The sequence below is a fragment of the Pseudarthrobacter cellobiosi genome (genome assembly GCF_023913815.1).
Lineage (GTDB): Bacteria > Actinomycetota > Actinomycetes > Actinomycetales > Micrococcaceae > Arthrobacter > Arthrobacter cellobiosi.
Map to the genome: position 1 here is coordinate 61836 of NZ_JAMXBK010000021.1, position 17285 is coordinate 79120.

14 protein-coding genes, 2 tRNA genes and 1 pseudogene are annotated in these 17285 nt (G+C 65.0%); 6 read left to right on the top strand and 11 right to left on the bottom strand.

Translation table 11 applies throughout. From position 1 onward, the window contains the following. Positions 1–73: 73 nt before the first annotated feature. Positions 74–2749 carry a valine--tRNA ligase gene (gene valS / locus NG701_RS07040; protein ID WP_252565717.1) on the top strand — a complete coding sequence of 892 codons (2676 nt, stop codon included), beginning with the start codon at positions 74–76 and terminating at the stop codon, positions 2747–2749. Positions 2750–3061: 312 nt separating this feature from the next. Here the strand turns inward: valS and NG701_RS07045 are convergent, their stop codons facing one another. The 6 genes from NG701_RS07045 to NG701_RS07070 form a co-directional block, all read right to left on the bottom strand. Beyond that, entirely contained in the window at positions 3062–3676 is a 615-nt protein-coding gene (locus NG701_RS07045) for a mycothiol-dependent nitroreductase Rv2466c family protein (protein ID WP_252565720.1), read from the bottom strand. Between the two features lie 69 nt (positions 3677–3745). Then, positions 3746–5026 carry an ATP-dependent Clp protease ATP-binding subunit ClpX gene (clpX, locus tag NG701_RS07050; protein WP_252565723.1) on the bottom strand — a complete coding sequence of 427 codons (1281 nt, stop codon included), beginning with the start codon at positions 5024–5026 and terminating at the stop codon, positions 3746–3748. Positions 5027–5206: 180 nt separating this feature from the next. Further along, positions 5207–5866, bottom strand: coding sequence for an ATP-dependent Clp protease proteolytic subunit (locus tag NG701_RS07055; RefSeq protein WP_141140836.1), 660 nt, complete (start codon positions 5864–5866; stop codon positions 5207–5209). A 36-nt stretch (positions 5867–5902) separates the two neighbouring features. Continuing rightward, positions 5903–6526: an ATP-dependent Clp protease proteolytic subunit gene (locus NG701_RS07060; protein WP_252566136.1), complete on the bottom strand. Its 624-nt coding sequence runs from the start codon at positions 6524–6526 to the stop codon at positions 5903–5905. Between the two features lie 224 nt (positions 6527–6750). Further along, positions 6751–8142 (bottom strand): trigger factor, encoded by a 1392-nt coding sequence (gene tig, locus NG701_RS07065; protein WP_252565726.1) that lies wholly within the window; start codon positions 8140–8142, stop codon positions 6751–6753. A gap of 85 nt (positions 8143–8227) precedes the next feature. Then, a tRNA-Pro gene (locus NG701_RS07070) sits at positions 8228–8302 on the bottom strand. A 148-nt stretch (positions 8303–8450) separates the two neighbouring features. Between NG701_RS07070 and NG701_RS07075 the strand changes: the two genes are divergently transcribed. Beyond that, positions 8451–8524, top strand: a tRNA-Gly gene (locus tag NG701_RS07075). 74 nt (positions 8525–8598) lie between these two features. Here the strand turns inward: NG701_RS07075 and NG701_RS07080 are convergent. The 3 genes from NG701_RS07080 to NG701_RS07090 all read right to left on the bottom strand — a co-directional run bounded on the left by NG701_RS07080 (position 8599) and on the right by NG701_RS07090 (position 11110). Beyond that, a complete protein-coding gene (locus tag NG701_RS07080; RefSeq protein WP_252565729.1) occupies positions 8599–9522 on the bottom strand; it encodes an Fpg/Nei family DNA glycosylase in 924 nt (307 codons plus the stop codon). After that, a complete protein-coding gene (locus NG701_RS07085; protein WP_252565732.1) occupies positions 9522–10016 on the bottom strand; it encodes a ribose-5-phosphate isomerase in 495 nt (164 codons plus the stop codon). Before NG701_RS07085 ends, NG701_RS07080 begins: the two co-directional genes overlap by 1 nt. 77 nt (positions 10017–10093) lie before the next feature. After that, positions 10094–11110, bottom strand: coding sequence for a hypothetical protein (locus NG701_RS07090; protein WP_252565735.1), 1017 nt, complete (start codon positions 11108–11110; stop codon positions 10094–10096). A gap of 110 nt (positions 11111–11220) precedes the next feature. On the opposite strand from NG701_RS07090, the gene pepN reads away from it, so the two are divergent. Together pepN and NG701_RS07100 are read left to right on the top strand one after the other, a co-directional pair. Beyond that, complete coding sequence (gene pepN / locus NG701_RS07095) at positions 11221–13788, top strand: aminopeptidase N (RefSeq protein ID WP_252565738.1); 2568 nt, start codon at positions 11221–11223, stop codon at positions 13786–13788. 9 nt (positions 13789–13797) lie between these two features. Next, on the top strand, positions 13798–14271 hold the full coding sequence (locus NG701_RS07100; protein WP_252565740.1) for an OsmC family protein: 474 nt from the start codon (positions 13798–13800) through the stop codon (positions 14269–14271). A gap of 112 nt (positions 14272–14383) precedes the next feature. Here NG701_RS07100 and NG701_RS07105 read toward each other — a convergent pair. Further along, positions 14384–15272 (bottom strand): annotated as a pseudogene (locus NG701_RS07105) (NAD-dependent epimerase/dehydratase family protein); the annotation flags it as partial. Positions 15273–15394: 122 nt separating this feature from the next. Here NG701_RS07105 and NG701_RS07110 point away from each other — a divergent pair. Both NG701_RS07110 and NG701_RS07115 read left to right on the top strand, forming a co-directional pair. Beyond that, on the top strand, positions 15395–16087 hold the full coding sequence (locus NG701_RS07110) for a mechanosensitive ion channel family protein (protein ID WP_252565743.1): 693 nt from the start codon (positions 15395–15397) through the stop codon (positions 16085–16087). A gap of 4 nt (positions 16088–16091) precedes the next feature. Continuing rightward, positions 16092–16544, top strand: coding sequence for a globin (locus tag NG701_RS07115; RefSeq protein ID WP_305884419.1), 453 nt, complete (start codon positions 16092–16094; stop codon positions 16542–16544). 52 nt (positions 16545–16596) lie between these two features. On the opposite strand, the gene NG701_RS07120 is transcribed toward NG701_RS07115, so the two are convergent. Further along, positions 16597–17253 carry a DUF8185 domain-containing protein gene (locus NG701_RS07120; protein ID WP_252565746.1) on the bottom strand — a complete coding sequence of 219 codons (657 nt, stop codon included), beginning with the start codon at positions 17251–17253 and terminating at the stop codon, positions 16597–16599. Positions 17254–17285: the final 32 nt, after the last annotated feature.

A 17285-nucleotide genomic window follows, 5' to 3' on the forward strand; every position in this document is an offset into this window, starting at 1 on the left:
AACTTTCCGCGGTTGCGCCCATCTCCCGCATGTAACGGCAGGCCGCGGCAGCGGAACATGAAACAATTGCCAGATGGCTCAAGACACTCAGGGTACAGACACGCCCTCCACCGCCCCTATCAACGTTCCGGACAAGCCCGCCCTTGAGGGGCTCGAAGCTGCCCTCACGCAGCGCTGGCTTGCCGAAGGGACCTACAAGTTCAACCCGGACACCACCCGGGAGCAGGTCTACTCGATCGACACTCCCCCGCCCACCGCGTCGGGCTCCCTGCACGTGGGGCACATGTTCTCCTTCACGCAGACGGACGTGCTGGCCCGCTACCAGCGAATGATCGGCAAGAACGTGTTCTACCCGATGGGTTGGGATGACAACGGCCTGCCCACCGAGCGCCGCGTCCAGAACTACTACGGTGTGCGCTGCGATCCGGCCATCCCGTACGACGCCGGCTACCGCGCCCCGGCCGAGCCCGCCAAGAACCAGCGCGATTTCGACGTCGTCTCGCGCCGGAACTTCATCGAGCTGTGTGAAGAACTTGCCGTGGAGGACGAGAAGGTCTTCGAAAGCCTGTTCCAGCAGCTCGGACTTTCCGTGGACTGGCAACTGACGTACCGGACCATCGACGACGCCTCCCGCGAAGTCTCTCAGCGCGCCTTCCTGGCCAACCTGGCAGCCGGCGACGCGTACATGGCCGAAGCGCCAACCCTCTGGGACATCACCTTCCGCACGGCCGTGGCCCAGGCGGAACTCGAAGACCGCGAAGTTGCCGGCGCGTACTACCGCTACCCGTTCTTCACCGAAGACGGCGAAAAGATCTGTGTCGAGACCACCCGTCCCGAACTGCTGGCAGCCTGCGCCGCCCTCGTTGCAAACCCCGACGACGAGCGGTACCAGCCGCTGTTCGGCAAGATGGTCACGTCCCCGGTCTTCGGTGTTGAGGTTGAGGTCAAGGCCCACCCGCTGGCCAAGGCGGACAAGGGCTCCGGCATCGCCATGGTGTGTACGTTCGGTGACCTCACCGACGTCACCTGGTGGCGGGAACTCCAGCTGCCCACCCGAGCCATCGTGGGCCGGGACGGCCGGATCGTCGGCGAAACCCCGGACTGGATCACCACCGATGCAGGGCGCACCGCCTACGAAGCCATCGCCGGCAAGACCATCTTCAGCGCCAAGGAAACAGTGGTGGAGCTCCTGGCCGCCGAAGATCTGATCGACGGCGAACCGAAGAAGATCATGCACCCGGTGAACTTCTACGAAAAGGGCGACAAGCCCCTCGAGGTTGTCACCTCACGCCAGTGGTACTACCGCAACGGCGGCCGCGACGAAGAGCGCCGCGCCCGCCTGATCGCGCGCGGCCACGAGATCGACTTCCACCCGGCCTTTATGCGGTCCCGCTTCGAGAACTGGATCTCCGGGCTGAACGGCGACTGGCTCGTGTCCCGCCAGCGCTTCTTCGGTGTGCCCATTCCCGTCTGGTACCCGCTGGACGCCGAGGGCAACCCGCAGTACGACGCCCCGATCGTGCCCCTGGACGAACAGCTGCCGGTTGACCCCGCCGCCGATGCCGCACCCGGTTACGACGAAGCCCAGCGCGGCGTTCCTGGTGGCTTCGCTGGCGACGCTGACATCCTGGATACGTGGGCCACGTCTTCCCTAACGCCGCAGATTGTGGGCGGCTGGAGCCGGGACGAGGACCTCTTCGCCAAGGTCTTCCCGTTTGACCTGCGCCCCCAGGGCCACGACATCATCCGCACCTGGCTGTTCTCCTCGGTAGTCCAGGCTGATGCGCTGCAGCACGCCGCGCCGTGGAAGCATGCCGCCATCTCCGGCTGGATCCTGGACCCGGACCGGAAGAAGATGTCCAAGTCCAAGGGCAACGTGGTGGTTCCCACCGATGTGCTGGACGAATTCGGCTCCGACGCCGTCCGCTACTGGGCCACGTCCGCCAAGCTCGGCGCGGATACGGCATACGAGATCGCGCAGATGAAGATCGGCCGCCGCCTTGCCATCAAGCTGCTGAACGCCTCAAAGTTCGTCCTGAACCTGGGCGCGACGGAGAATTCCGTGGTCTCCACCGATCTCTCGGTGCTGACCAACCCCGGTGTTGATCGACCCAACGCGGAAAAAGCACCCGCGTCGGGGCCCTTGATCAACCCCTTAGACCGCGCGGTGCTGGCCCAGCTGGCCGAGGTGGTGCGCCAGTCCACCAAGGCGTTCGAGAACTACGACTACGCCCGGGCCCTGCAGATCACCGAGAGCTTCTTCTGGCAGTTCACGGACGATTACGTGGAGCTCATCAAGGACCGCGCCTACGGTGCCGCCGGCGACGCTGAGCAAGCCTCCGTGCTGGCAGCTCTCGCCACCAGCCTGGACACGCTGCTCCGCCTGTTCGCCCCGTTCCTGCCCTTCGCCACCGAAGAGGTCTGGGGCTGGTGGCGCAACGGCTCCGTGCACCGTGCGCAGTGGCCCACCGCAGTGGACGTTGACGGCGACACCACCCTGCTTGCCACCGTTGGCACGGCCCTGAGCGGTGTCCGTAAGGCAAAGTCCGAGGCCAAGGTCAAGCAGCGCACCGAGGTCCTCTCCGCCACCATCACGGCGTCGGAATCCCTGACCACGCAGCTGAAGGCCGGACTTGGCGACCTGAAGGCAGCCTCGAACGCCCGCGAACTGACCCTCGTGGCAGGCGACGGCGAACTGACCGTCAGCGATGTCGTGCTGGCCGCCCCGGAGGAACAGCCCAAGGCCTGACCTGTTTTTGGGCAAAGGGGAAGCCCCATCAGCGTTTTGCCGTTGGTGGGGCTTCGACTTTTCGGCCATCCTGGTGACGTCTTTGCTGGTCTGGCAGGATCCTTGGATCTTCAGGTCTTCCTACCTCGTCACTGGTAGCTTGTATCTGACTTTGCCGATGGCTGCGTCGGATACATATCACTGAATCTTTGGTTCCTGCGTCCCGCTTCTTTCGAAGTGGGTAAGACCATTGTTGTCCCGACGGTTTGGATGCGCAAGAGCCCCGGAAGAACTACATCAGAGTAGTTCGTCCGGGGCTCTTTGCTGTCTGCGTCAGTTGAATTCGGGACGTTCGCTGCGGCTGCGCTTAATCTCGAAGAAGTGCGGGTACGAGGCGAGTGTGACGGTGGCATCCCACAGCCGGCCCGCCTGTTCGCCGCACGGGATGCGGGTCAGCACGGGCCCGAAGAAAGCCGTTCCGTTGAAGGCAACAACCGGCGTGCCGACGTCCTGGCCCACCAGCGAGATGCCCTCCTCGTGGCTGGCCCTGAGCTGGGTATCGAAGGCGTCCGTGGTGGCTACGTCTGCCAGGCTGGCCGGGAGTCCGCACTCGGCCAGCGCCTTGCTGATGACAACGCCGTAGTCCTTCTCCCCGCCAAGGTGGATCAGAGTGCCCATGGCGTCGTAGAGCGGCTTCACCACGTGGTGGCCGTGCTGCTCCTGGGCCGCGATGATGACCCGGACCGGGCCCCACGCCTTGTCCATGAGCTCCCGGTAGCCGGCGTCGAGTTCGCGCCCTTCGTTGAGGACGGCCAGGCTCATCACATGCCACACCGTTTTGATATCGCGGACGGCCTCAACCTCGCCGATCCAGCGTGAGGTGATCCAGGCGAACGGGCACAGCGGATCGAACCAGAAGTCGGCCTGGTTGATGGTTGTTTCAGTCATGCGTGAGTCCCCTGGTTCCTGGGCGTGCGGGGGTGGAAGGCGGAAGTGTCAGGCGGGGTGGCGGACGTGTCAGGCGGACTTGCGTCGCTTGGTCACGTGCGGAATGAGGGTTGGCTCGGCCTTGCTGAGGACAACGTCGGCGGTGATGACCACGCTGGCCACGTCTTCGCGGCTGGGGAGGTCGAACATGACCGGGAGCAGCACTTCCTCCATGATGGCGCGCAGGCCACGGGCACCGGTGCCACGCTCCAGTGCCTGGTCGGCGATGGCATTGAGGGCGTCGTCATCGAAGACGAGTTCCACGCCGTCGATCTGGAACATCTTCTGGTACTGCTTGACCAGCGCGTTCTTCGGCGTCGAGAGGATCTGGATGAGGGCGTCGCGGTCCAGGCTGGAGACCGTGGTGATCACGGGCAGGCGGCCGATGAATTCCGGGATGAGGCCGAACTTCAGGAGGTCCTCGGGCATCACTTCGCCGTAGGAGTCCACCTTGTTGCTGGCATCGTTGAGTGGGGCGCCGAAGCCGATGCCCTTGCGTCCCGAGCGCGAACCGATGATCTCTTCCAGCCCGGCAAAGGCGCCCGCCACAATAAACAGCACGTTGGTGGTGTCGATCTGGATGAATTCCTGGTGGGGGTGCTTGCGTCCGCCCTGGGGCGGAACGGAGGCTACGGTTCCTTCGAGGATCTTCAGGAGGGCCTGCTGCACGCCCTCGCCTGAGACGTCCCGGGTGATGGAGGGGTTCTCGCTTTTGCGCGAAATCTTGTCGATTTCGTCAATGTAGATGATGCCCTGTTCGGCCTTTTTGACGTCGTAATCCGCTGACTGGATGAGCTTGAGGAGGATGTTCTCCACGTCCTCACCCACATAGCCGGCTTCGGTGAGCGCCGTGGCGTCGGCCACCGCGAACGGAACATTCAGCCGCCGCGCCAGTGTCTGGGCAAGGTAAGTTTTGCCGCAACCGGTGGGGCCGATCAGGAGGATGTTGGACTTGGCGATTTCGACGTCGTCGTGGTGGCCGCCGTCGGCGAGGCTGCCGCTCTTCGGGGCGTGGCCGGCCTGGATCCGCTTGTAGTGGTTGTAAACGGCGACGGCGAGGGAACGCTTGGCCGGTTCCTGGCCGATGACGTATTCCTGCAGGAAGTCGAAGATCTCGCGGGGCTTGGGCAGTTCGAAGCTTCCCAGATCGGCGACTTCCGCGAGCTCTTCCTCAATGATCTCGTTGCAGAGCTCAATGCATTCGTCGCAGATGTAGACACCGGGCCCGGCAATGAGCTTGCGTACCTGCTTCTGGCTCTTTCCGCAGAAAGAACACTTCAGCAGATCCGTGCTCTCGCCAATCCGAGCCATATGTGAACCCCTTAAGTATCTTGCTGCCAGGCAGCTGTGCACCGTTGCTGGAATCGTGGCGGGCCTGGGAGGACCGGCCGTGACATCTTCCACTCTAGGTCACAATTGCGTCCAAGGGTGGAAAGCGAAGGCCGGTGCGGCCCAAATAACTGGGACCGCACCGGCCGCCGAAGAGCCGTACTACCTGGTAATTGCCTGCGGCTTGATCTTGCGGGAATCAAGGACCTGGTCTATAAGGCCATAATCCAGGGCGTCGGCCGCGGTCAGGATCTTGTCGCGCTCGATGTCGTTGTTGACCTGCTCTGAGGTCCGGCCGGAGTGGTGCGCCAGCGTGTCCTCAAGCCAGGAGCGCATTCGCATGACTTCGGCCGCCTGGATCTCAAGGTCCGAAGCCTGGCCGCCCTGGCCGCCGGACAGTGCCGGCTGGTGGATCAGGACACGGGCGTTGGGCAGTGCCAGCCGCTTCCCGGGCGTACCGGCAGCCAGCAGGACCGCGGCGGCGCTTGCCGCCTGGCCCAGGCAGACGGTCTGGATCTCGGGCCGGATGTACTGCATGGTGTCGTAGATCGCCGTCATGGCGGTGAACGAGCCACCCGGGGAGTTGATGTACAGGGTGATGTCACGGTCCGGGTCGGTGGACTCAAGGACCAGCAGCTGGGCCATGACGTCATCGGCGGAGGCGTCATCCACCTGGACGCCGAGGAAGATAATGCGGTCCTCGAACAGCTTGGTGTAGGGGTCCTGGCGCTTGAAGCCATAAGGCGTGCGCTCTTCGAACTGGGGAAGGACGTAGCGGCTGGTCGGAAGATTACCGGCAGTCGATCCGAAGTTGTAAGTCATTTTGTTGCTCCTGATCTAAGTGTTCTAAGTGCCGGGTTACTTCTCGGAGGCTGACTCGCCGGAGGTACCATTGGCGGTTCCGCCGCCGCCGGAGACGGAATTGGCGTGGGCAGCGATCTTGTCGAAGAAGCCGTATTCGAGGGCTTCAGGCGCGGTGAACCACTTGTCGCGGTCGTTGTCCTTGAGGATGGTTTCCACCGACTGGCCGGTCTGATCCGCGGTCAGTTCAGCCATGACCTTCTTCATGTGCAGGATCAGCTCGGCCTGGATCTTAATGTCCGAGGCCGTGCCGCCGATGCCGCCGGAGGGCTGGTGCATCAGGACGCGGGCGTTGGGGGTGGCGTAGCGCTTGCCCTTGGTGCCGGAGGAGAGCAGGAACTGGCCCATGGAGGCTGCCAGGCCGGTGGCGACGGTGACGACATCGTTCGGGATGAACTGCATGGTGTCATAGATGGCCATGCCCGCGGTCACGGAGCCGCCGGGAGAGTTGATGTAAAGGTAGATGTCCTTTTCCGGGTTCTCGGCGGACAGGAGCAGCAGCTGCGAGCAGATGGCGTTGGCGTTGTCGTCACGCACCTCGGAGCCCAGCCAGATGATGCGCTCTTTCAGGAGGCGGTTGTAGATGTAGTTGTCCTGGCCGGCCGGATCTACAGTCGCCATCCGGGGGGCCTCTGCGTGCTGTGACATATGTACTTACCTCTCGCTGGTGACGGTGACATCACTGAACTTCACTACTTGGACACTAACCGGTTTGGTGGCCGATTTGTTCGCGGGAATCGCGCTGTTCGCTGACGGCGCACGATCCCTGCGACGGCCCGTTAACCAAGGCAGCCCCCGGACCAGTAGGTCCGGGGGCTGCCTTCAGTCGCACTGCCAGGGGCGTGCTAGAACTTCACGGCTGCCGGGTCGTCACTCGGGGTGGCCTCGGTCTCGGCGTTGGTGTCTTCAGCGGACTCAGCCTCAACGGCGGGAGCCTCATCTTCGCCGCCGGGGCGGACAAAGTCGCTGAGGTCAACGGTCTTGCCGTCGGTGTCGGTCACGGTGGCCTGTCCCAGGACTACGGCCAGGGCCTTCCGGCGGCGGACCTCGGAAACCATCATGGGAACTTGGCCGCTCTGATCGATGATCTGGGCGAACTGGTTCGGGTCCATGCCGTACTGGCTGGCGGCGCTGACAATGTAGTCGATCAGCTCAGCCTGGCTGACGTTGACTTCTTCCTTTTCGGCAATGGCGTCAAGGATGACTTCGTTCTGGAAGGCGCGGGCGGTGTTGGCCTTGACCTCTTCGCGGTGCTCCTCGGTGTCGTGTTCGCCTTCACCGTGGCCGTTGCCCTCCTTGAAGTGGGCGTCGACCTGCTCTTCAACCACGGAGTCGGGAACCGGAACCTCAACGAGCTCAACGAGCTTGTCCAGGACCTTGTCGCGGGCCTCTACGCCCTGCTCAATAACCTTGGAGTCGGCGGCCTGCTTGGCCAGGTCCTCACGGAGTTCGGCGAGTGTGTCGAACTCGGAGGCCAGCTGGGCGAAGTCGTCGTTGGCCTCGGGAAGCTCGCGCTCCTTGACGGCCTTGACAACAACCTTCACCTGGGCGGACTCGCCAGCGTGGTCACCGCCCACCAGGGTGGTTTCGAAGATGGCGTCCTCGTCAACGCTGAGGCCGGTCACGGCCTCGTCCAGGCCCTCGAGCATGGTTTCGGTGCCCACCTGGTAGGACAGGCCGGACGCGGAATCAACGTCGGCGCCGTCAATGGTGGCGGTGATGTCGATGGTCAGGAAGTCGCCATCGGCGGCCGGGCGGTCCACGGACTTCAGCGTGCCGAAGCGGCCGCGCAGTTCATCCAGGGCCTTGTCAACGTCTTCGTCGGAGGACTCCGCTGCGGCTACCTCGACCTTGATGCCGGCGTAGTCGGGAAGTTCGATCTCCGGACGGATATCAACCTCGGCGTGGAACTTCAGTTCCCCGTCCGTGGAGCTGGGGTCCGGAACTTCGGTGATTTCAACCTCAGGACGGCTCAGGGGGCGGATGCCGGATTCCTGGACTGCAGCCTGGTACCAGCCGTTGAGGCCTTCGTTGATGGCCGTCTCCAGGACGTAGCCGCGGCCAACGCGCTGGTCAATCAGCTTGGACGGGACCTTGCCCTTACGGAAGCCAGGGACCTGGATCTGCGAAGCAACAGTCTTGTATGCCTCGTCGATGCTGGGCTTCAATTCCTCAAAAGGGACCTCAACATTGAGCTTGACCCGCGTGGGGGTGAGGTTCTCGACAGCGCTCTTCACGGTCTAAGTACTCCTGGGTTTGTGGGATGGGTTTCTGCAAACGCATTTTTCTGCCCGGGCCGTATGCACGGCCCGAGCCGCAGAGTCGGGGTGACAGGATTTGAACCTGCGACTTCCTGCTCCCAAAGCAGGTGCTCTAGCCAAGCTGAGCTACACCCCGTAAGTGCACAGGCAAGTCTACGGTCATCCGGGCGTTCTTTGCACATTTGACACGTGGGGCATGAATTAGGTTTAGTTGTATCCGGCTTCAACAGCCAGCCCGAAGAAACGCAGTGCAGCCTGATGCAACAGCTGAGCTGTATTTTTCCGGGGACGTAGCTTAGTGGTAAAGCCTCAGTCTTCCAAACTGATGATGCGGGTTCGATTCCCGTCGTCCCCTCCACATAAAAGCAGGGCCCCTCAGTGAGGGGCCCTGCTTTTTGTTTGGCTGACTTGGGATCAAGCTGACTTTGTTGGCTACTGCTGCTGGCAGCCGGGGCACCAGTACAGCTTGCGGCCCACAATTTCGGTGATGGCCACCGGCACGGCACAGACTCGGCAGGGCTGCCCTTCCCGCTTGTACACGAAGTGGGCGTCGCCGCCCGTGGGCAGGAGCGCCCCCGGTTCCCGGTTATCCGGCTCCCAATACACCGGCGGTGTGGTGATGATCCGCCCGTCACGGACGCCGTCGGCCATAACTGCGGCTGTGTCATCCCACAACAGACCGGCGGCGCTGCTGGAGAGTCCAGTACCCGGCAGCCACGGATCCAGCCGCTGCCGGAACAGCACTTCGGCCCGGTAGACATTCCCGACGCCGGCAATCACCTTCTGGTCCATCAGCAGCGCTGCGATGGACGTCTTGCGGGACAAAAGGCCCGTCACAAAGCGGGTCCTGTCCGCGGGATGGTTGTGCAGCGGATCCGGCCCCAGCCGGGCCAGGACGGCCCGGGCTTCTGCCTCGGTGATAGCCGCGCAAGTGGTGGCACCGCGGAGGTCCGCCCAGCCATGCTTGCTGACCAGCCGGACACGCACGGCGCCGCGGGGCTCGGGCGGGCCCTCGTACTCAACCATCCCGGCGTCGTCGGTAATTTCGGGGTCCTCGAAAACCTCGCGCTCCCCGATCTTCCGCGGGGCACCGATGCTGGAGGCCCCGCTGAAGGTCGCGTCGCCGCCGAAGTCCCAGGCCCCGTAGAGCCCCAGGTGGACGTGCAGCACCACGGCGTGGTCAAAATGCAGGAAGAGATGCTTGCCGTGGGCGCGCGAATCCGTCAGGACCTGGCCGTCCAGCAGGGCTGCGCCGGCAACGAACCGGCCCTGCGGGCTGCTCACGGATAGCGATTCCCCGGTAAAGACGTCCCCGAACTGTTGCGCCAGGCGGCGGACTGAATGCCCTTCGGGCACTATTCGATGACCTCGCCGGTGGTTTCGTAAGACGCGATCTTGCCGATGCGGCGGACGTGCCTTTCGTCGTTGCTGAAGGGCTCAGCCAGGAACGCCTCGATCAGTTCGGTTGCTTCCCCGACAGTGTGCTGGCGGCCGCCAACGGCCACCACGTTGGCGTCGTTGTGTTCGCGTGCCAAAGTTGCGGTGGAGTGGTTCCAGGCGAGGGCTGCGCGGACCCCCTTGACCTTGTTGGCGGCGATCTGCTCACCGTTGCCCGAGCCGCCCAGGACGATACCCAGGGCGTGGATTCCTGCCTGCTGGTCAGCGACGACGGCGAGCGCTGCGTTGATGCAAAAGGACGGGTAATCGTCCAGGGCGTCGTATTCCTTGGGGCCGTGGTCCACCACGTCGTAGCCCTTGGCCGTGAGGTGGCTGACCAGGTGGGCGCTGAGTTCCATGCCGGCGTGGTCGGTGGCGATGTGTACCCGCGGGAAGGCAGGGGAAGAAGTCACAGCAGTATCCGTTCGTTTCGGCGCCGGGGCCAGCAGTGCTGGTTCAGGCCAGGGTCAGATCATCAGGGACAAGGTTACTAGGACTCGGACTCCGGCGCGCGTTCGCCGGAAGTGCCCCCGTGCGCCCTGGCAGCCACCCGGGTCAAGACCTCGGCCAGCCGGGCCGCGGATGCTGGGCTGCCGCCGCTGACCGCAAGGTTGCGCCCATCGGTTTGATGAACGACGACGGCGGGGCCGCTGCTGACCAGCATCGCGGCGGTGCCGCTGTGGTTGCGGTAGCCCCACCCGCCGTAGTCGGCGGCGCGGACGTCCGCGGCACTTGCGGTGGAGATCGCGGCCGCCGGCACATCCATGACCGGCAGCACGCCGGCCACCAGGACACGCAGGCCACGGCGGTCGGCCTTGACGCGGGCGCAGAGGAAAGCAGCGGCCACCACAGCGAGGGCAGCCACCAGGGCCCCGAGCCAAGGCAGCGCCACAGCGATCAGCGCGGCCGGGAACAGGCTTGCCACCGCGATCATCACAAAGACCGAGCTGCGGGCGTGCACCCACATCCGGAACGTGTCCCCCGCAAGCTCCGGGTCAAGCTCGCGGGCGAGGGCCTGCTCCAGGGCCCGGTCATCGTCAAGCGACCACTGCCGGTCGGCCTTGAACACGAAGCCCATGATGACACCCAGCGACAACGCCGCCCCGCTGCCCAATGCGAGGACCGTGAGATCCACCCGGGACTCCCGGGCGTCGGCGAGGCCGGCCTGGCCCACCAGCCCGGCCGCAAGGACGCTGGTGATGAACAGGCTCAGGAACAATCCCGTTCCCATCATGATCCGGCGCATAACAGCGGGCCGGGACAGCGGTACCGCCTGGAACAGCACCAGCCAGCCTGAGGCGATGATGAGCAGCGCGCCGCCGCCCGCATAGGCGCCGAACGGGGCAAAGGAGGCGCCGCCGTCGGCCGTCCAGCTGATCGCTACCGGGTCCGGAAGATCGGGACGCAGCAAGAAGGCGCAGAACACAAAAGCCGCCGCCAGGACCACGGGAAAGCCGACGGCGAAGCGCAGTGCCTTGGTGTCCACCGAATCCCGGAACTTTCCCATGCATTAACGCTACTCCCGCCGGAGGCCGTGACAGAATGACTTCACTGTGCCGGTGCAGGCCACCGCCCGCCGGCAACCGCAACCCCTTCTGGAGGCCCCACTTGCCAGGTATGAACCTGACTCGCGCCGAAGCCCGCGAGCGTGCCGCACTCATCAACGTTGACTCCTACGATGTCATCCTCGACCTGACCAGGGGCGGGAAGGTCTTCGGAACCACCACCACGGTGAAGTTCACGGCAGTGCCGGGTTCCACCACTTTCATCGATGCCGTCACGCACGCCGTGCACAGCGTCACGCTCAACGGGCACGCCCTGGACCCTGCGGCAGTGTCCGACGGTATCCGGATCCAGTTGCCGGACCTCGCCGGCTCCAACGAGCTCACCGTGGTGGCCGACGCGCCGTACATGAACACCGGCGAAGGCCTGCACCGCTTTGTGGATCCGGTGGACCACGAGGTGTACCTGTACACGCAGTTCGAGGTTCCCGATTCGCGCCGGATGTTTGCGGTGTTTGAGCAGCCCGACCTCAAGGGCACCTTCAGGTTCACGGTCACCGCGCCGTCGCACTGGGATGTCATCTCCAACTCCCCCACCCCCGCCCCGGTGGAGTCCACACCAGGGGACGACGGCGGCGCCCGCTCGGTCTGGACGTTCGCCCCCACACCACGGCTGTCCTCCTACGTCACCGCCCTGATCGCCGGCCCGTACCAGTCACTCCGCAGCGAAGTGGCCAGTTCCGACGGCCGGGTGATCCCGCTGGGAGTTTTTGCCCGGAAGTCCCTGATGCAGTACCTCGACGCGGACAACATCTTCGAGCTGACCCGTCAGGGCTTCGAATTCTTCGAGGCGCAGTTCGGCTTCCCGTACCCGTTCGAGAAGTACGACCAGCTGTTTGTGCCCGAGTTCAACGCGGGCGCCATGGAGAATGCCGGCGCGGTGACCATCCTCGAAGGCTACGTTTTCCGGAGCAAGGTGACCGGGGCTCAGATCGAGCGCCGGGCCATCACCGTCCTGCACGAACTCGCGCACATGTGGTTCGGTGACCTGGTGACCATGCGCTGGTGGAATGACCTCTGGCTCAACGAATCCTTCGCCGAATACATGTCCCACCTCGCGGCAGTGGAAAACACTTCCTTCACCAGCGCGTGGACCACCTTCGCCTCGGTGGAGAAGTCCTGGGCCTACCGCCAGGACCAGCTGCCCACCACTCACCCGATCTTCGCCTACATCAACGACCTGCAGGATGTGGAGGTCAACTTCGACGGCATCACCTACGCCAAGGGCGCCTCAGTGCTGCGCCAGCTGGTGGCCTGGGTGGGGCCGGAGCAGTTTATGGCCGGGGTCCGGGAGTACTTCGCCAAGCACGCCTGGCAGAACACCGAGCTGAGCGACCTCATGGTGGAGCTGGAGAAGGCCAGCGGCCGCGACCTGGACCAGTGGGGCCGCCTCTGGCTGGAAACCGCCGGCGTCAATACGCTCAAGCCCGAACTCTCCGTGGACGACTCCGGGACGCTGACGTCCTTCACCATCGTGCAGTCCGCCGTCGAGGAGTGGCCCACCATCCGTCCGCACCGGCTCGCCGTCGGGTTCTACAACCTGAACAGCGCAGGCAAGCTGGAGCGCGTGCACCGCGAGGAGCTCGACGTCGACGGCGAGCGCACCGAGGTGCCGGAGCTGGCCGGCCTGGCGCAGCCTGACCTGATCCTGGTCAACGACGACGACCTCGCCTACGCCAAGGTCCGGCTGGACGAGAAGTCCCTCGCCACGGCAACGGCGCACCTGAAGGACTTCAGCGAGAGCCTGCCGCGCACCCTGGTGTGGAACTCCGCCTGGGACGCTGCCCGCGATGGCGAGTCCCCGGCGCGCCGGTACGTGGAGCTGATCCTGGCCAACGTGGCCGCGGAATCGGATTCTTCGGTGATCCTGGTCCAGCTGCGCCAGCTGGCCACCACGCTGAACTTCTATGTGGCCGAGGAGCACCGCGAGGCCACCACGGTCGCGGCCGTGGACACGCTGTGGGATCTTGCCAGCGCAGCACCTGGCGGGTCCGACGCCCAGCTGCAGTTTGTGAAGTCGTTTGCCCTGTTGGCCTGCAGCTCAGGCCAGCTGGACACCGTCGCCGGGCTCCTGGACGGCACAGCGACCCTGGACGGGCTGGCCGTGGACCAGGACCTCCGCTGGGAGCTGCTGGCGTCCCTGGTGGCCGGCGGCCGGCGGGGCCAGGCACAGATCGACGCCGAACTGGAACGCGACAACACCGCGAGCGGACAGAACGCCGCGGCGCTGGCCACGGCCGCCATCCCCACCGCCGAAGCCAAAGCCGCCGCCTGGGACTCGGTCGTGGTCACGGGAGAACTCTCCAATGCGCTCCAGGGTTCAGCGGTCTCAGGCTTTATGCGGGTGCTGGACCGTTCGCTGCTGGAGCCGTACGCGGAGAAGTACTTCGAGGCTGTTCCCGGGATCGTGGCAAACCGCACACACGCACTCGCCCAGCAGATCGTCGTCGGGCTTTACCCGGCGCTGCTGACCACGCAGGCAACGGTGGACCGGACGGATGCTTTCCTCGCCGGCCTGCCGGCCGACAGCGCCGCCCTGCGCCGCATGATGCTGGAAAACCGCGACGGCGTGGCCCGGGCTCTGCGGGCACGCGCGGCCGACGTCCTGCCGGGCGAAGCCTAGGCTGGCGCCGTGGGTCGGGGCGAGCACCACTATTCCCTGACGGTGCAGTGGACCGGCAACCTGGGAGACGGCACGTCGTCGTACCGTGGCTACTCACGGGATCACGACATCCGGATCCCGGGGCTGCCGGTCCTGCCCGGTTCCGCCGATCCGACGTTCCATGGGGACCGTGACCGCTACAACCCGGAGCAACTGCTCCTGGCTGCGCTGGCGCAGTGCCACATGCTGTCGTTCCTGCACGTGGCGGTGAAGCACGGGGTGGTGGTGACCGACTATCAGGACGACGCCACCGGTGTGATGCGGCTGAACCGCGACGGCAGCGGACAGTTCGAGTCCGTCACGCTGAACCCGAGGGTGACCGTGGCGGACGCGGCCCATGTGGATCTGGCTGAACAGCTTCACCGCGAAGCCAACGCGGTCTGTTTCATCGCCCGGAGCGTCAACTTCCCAGTCCATCATTCACCCGTGACCGTGGTGGCCTGAGACCCAACTGGGTCGCAGTAACTGTCGTTATGAGCGCTCATAACGACAGTTAGTGCGACCTACATGGGTGGGGTGCTACCCAGTTCAGGGGGCCGGCCTCAGCGGCTCCGAACAAGCTCCTCTGCCAGCCGTGCTTCGGTGGCGGGCGTGAGCCCTGCCTGGCGGCGTGGTTGCCGCGGCTGCAGAACCCCTCGTGGCCGGGCGGCAGCCACAGCGGGAGGGAATCCGGTCCGGCCCAGTAGTCGATACCGTGCTCTAACCAGCCAATCCTCCGGCGCGTTCAAGACCTCGCCCCGGTATTCGGCCACTGTTTTGGCCGCCTCGATGTAGTTGCCAAAGGGCACCTGGTCCCCCACGGCGTTCAGCGGCCCCGTCACCCCACGCCGGGCAGCATCGAGGACCCAGGCCGCCAGGTCCCGCACATCAATGACCTGCGTGGCGTGGGCGTCGATATCCGGGACCACGGCCGGGCCGTCGTCCCTGGCGAACCTCGCAGGCCAGTAGCCGTACCGGTCCGTCCCGTCACCGGGGCCGCTAATCAGGCCGGCGCGGCAGAGGTGCGCCCTGTCCCCCGCGGCCTCCAGGGTGGCCTGTTCAATCGCTGACTTGGATTCACCATATGTATCCGGAGTGGATTCCGTGCCTGCTGGCAGCGGTGCCAGCAGGTCAGCGTCCTCAGCCGCTCCCGGCGTCGAATGGTCTGCGTAGACGGAGCAGCTGGACACAAACGTCCAGTGGGCGGTCCGGTGGGCCAGTGCGGTCAGCGCCTCCTTGGCAGGGACAGGATCGCGAGCCACGTCAATCACCGCGTCCCAGTCCCTTGCCACCTGTGCATAGCTGTTCACGCCGAGTGAACGGTCCGCTCTTACCCACTGGACGCCGGCTGGCGGTTCCGTCGCGGATCCGCGGGCCAGGCACGTGACTGTGTGACCTGCGGAAACGGACTGCCGGGCGATTTCAGACGAGAGAAAGGCGGTTCCGCCCAGAATGAGGATGCGCATGGGGCCACGCTACGGCGCTAGGGTTGAAGGAGAACAGAGCCTTATGCCGCGGGCGAACCTGTGCATGGGCCGACGTCATCCCCCCGGCCGCCGCCGGTGACCCCCCAAGGAGTTTTACCTCTATGTTCAGCACGATGTCGCTTACACCCCCGCCCCTCACCTCGCAGCCAAGCGGCGTCAGCATTACGGGCATTGTGATCAGCCTTGGCGTCGGAATCGCGATATGGCTGGTGGCCACCTTCGTAATTTCCCGGATCAGCAAGCGCGTGGCGTCGGGTACCAATTTCTTCAAGAAACCGCACTTCAAGTGGGTTGCCCCCGCCCTGCGGGCCCTGGATCACGAGCGCCGCGTGCAGCGGGCGGAAACCATTGGTTCCCTGCTCAACAGCATCGTCGGAGTTCTGGTGGCCGTGATCACCACCATGTACGTGCTGCAGAACCTGGACATCAACATCGCCCCGCTGCTGACCAGCGTGGGAATCCTGGGTATCGCCATCGGTTTTGGCGCGCAGCAGCTGATCCGTGACTTCCTCGCCGGGATCTTCATCACCATCGAAGACCAGTACGGGATCGGCGACGTCATCGAAACCAGCGAAGTAGTGGGTGTGGTGGAGTCCATGGGGCTGCGCATCACCCGGGTCCGTTCGGAGGACGGCGCAATCTGGTACCTCCGCAATGGCGAGATCCTTCGCGTCGGCAACCGTTCGCAGGGCAACTACGTGCCGGTGCCGGACGTGCCGGTCGCCGGGCCGGACACTGCCCTGAGTGCGCCCGCCACCGAGGCGAAAAAGACCGAGCAAAAGGCCGGAGAATAGAGACATGACCACACCCGCCGAGCCGCAGCAGCCACGTCGGCTTATGCAGAACGATCCCTTCAGCCAGCCCGGCTACACGGACAACTTCTTCGATGCCGTGGGCGGACACGAGACGTTCGTCAAGCTGATCGACGTCTTTTACGATGGCGTAGCCACGGACCCGCTGTTGCGCCCGATGTACCCGGAGGAGGACCTCGAACCGGCCAAACGGCGGTTCCTGATGTTCCTGGAGCAGTACTGGGGCGGCCCCACCACGTACGGCGAGGAACGCGGGCACCCTCGCCTGCGGATGCGCCACATACCGTTCCGGGTCACGCCGGAAGCCAAGGACCGCTGGCTGTTCCACATGAGGACGGCCGTCGACGCCCTGGAACTGCCTCCCTTGTACGAGGGAACGCTCTGGGACTACATGGACCGTGCCGCGTTGTCCATGGTGAACAGCCCGTCGGAGGCCTGACGCGGCCTTCGGGCTTAGCGCATGGGCGAGTACGACGGCGGCTGGCCGGGTTTTAGAGGCCGCTGCCGGTGCGTGCCAGGACGTGGCCGCGTGGACCACTGAGGCGGAACCAACGCCCCGCCCGGTACAGCTTCTGGTCCGCGTCTGCGAGGAATCCCAGGGTGAGGGCCGCGAAGGCGGCTCCTGCCGGAAGGCCGGAGTCATCAAGGGCCCTGCCCCACACAGCGGCGCGTGCGTTGTTGACGATCAGCGCCCCCGGCTGGGCGGGCATGATGCCCGCCACTTCGGTAATGCCGGCTTCGGCCGCGCGCCGGAGTTCGGCATCCGACAACGCACCCACTAGTTCCCAGCCGGTGCGCGGTGCGCCGACGCCTGTCCACGATTCGGTGACGGTGGACGGCGGAACCGGCAGCTCGACGTCGTCCTCCCCTGCCCTGGCAAGCCGGTCAAGGACGGCTGAGAGCGGTACCGTCACGTCAATCACGGAAGGTTCCGCCAGCGCCATGGTGCGCAGGCCCAAGATGGTGGGGGTGGATTCGCCCAGCAGGCGGGGCCGCAGAATGCACACGTAGGCCGCGAGAACGGACCCTGCGGCCTGAAGCCGGATGGCGCCGTCGTCGACCGTCTTGGCACGGGTGGTGAATGTTCGCAGATCGGCGAGATCACGCGGATCGGCGAACCGGAAGGACTTCGTAAGTAGGTCAGACACATTAAGAACACTACCGGCTGAAGCTTGGTTGA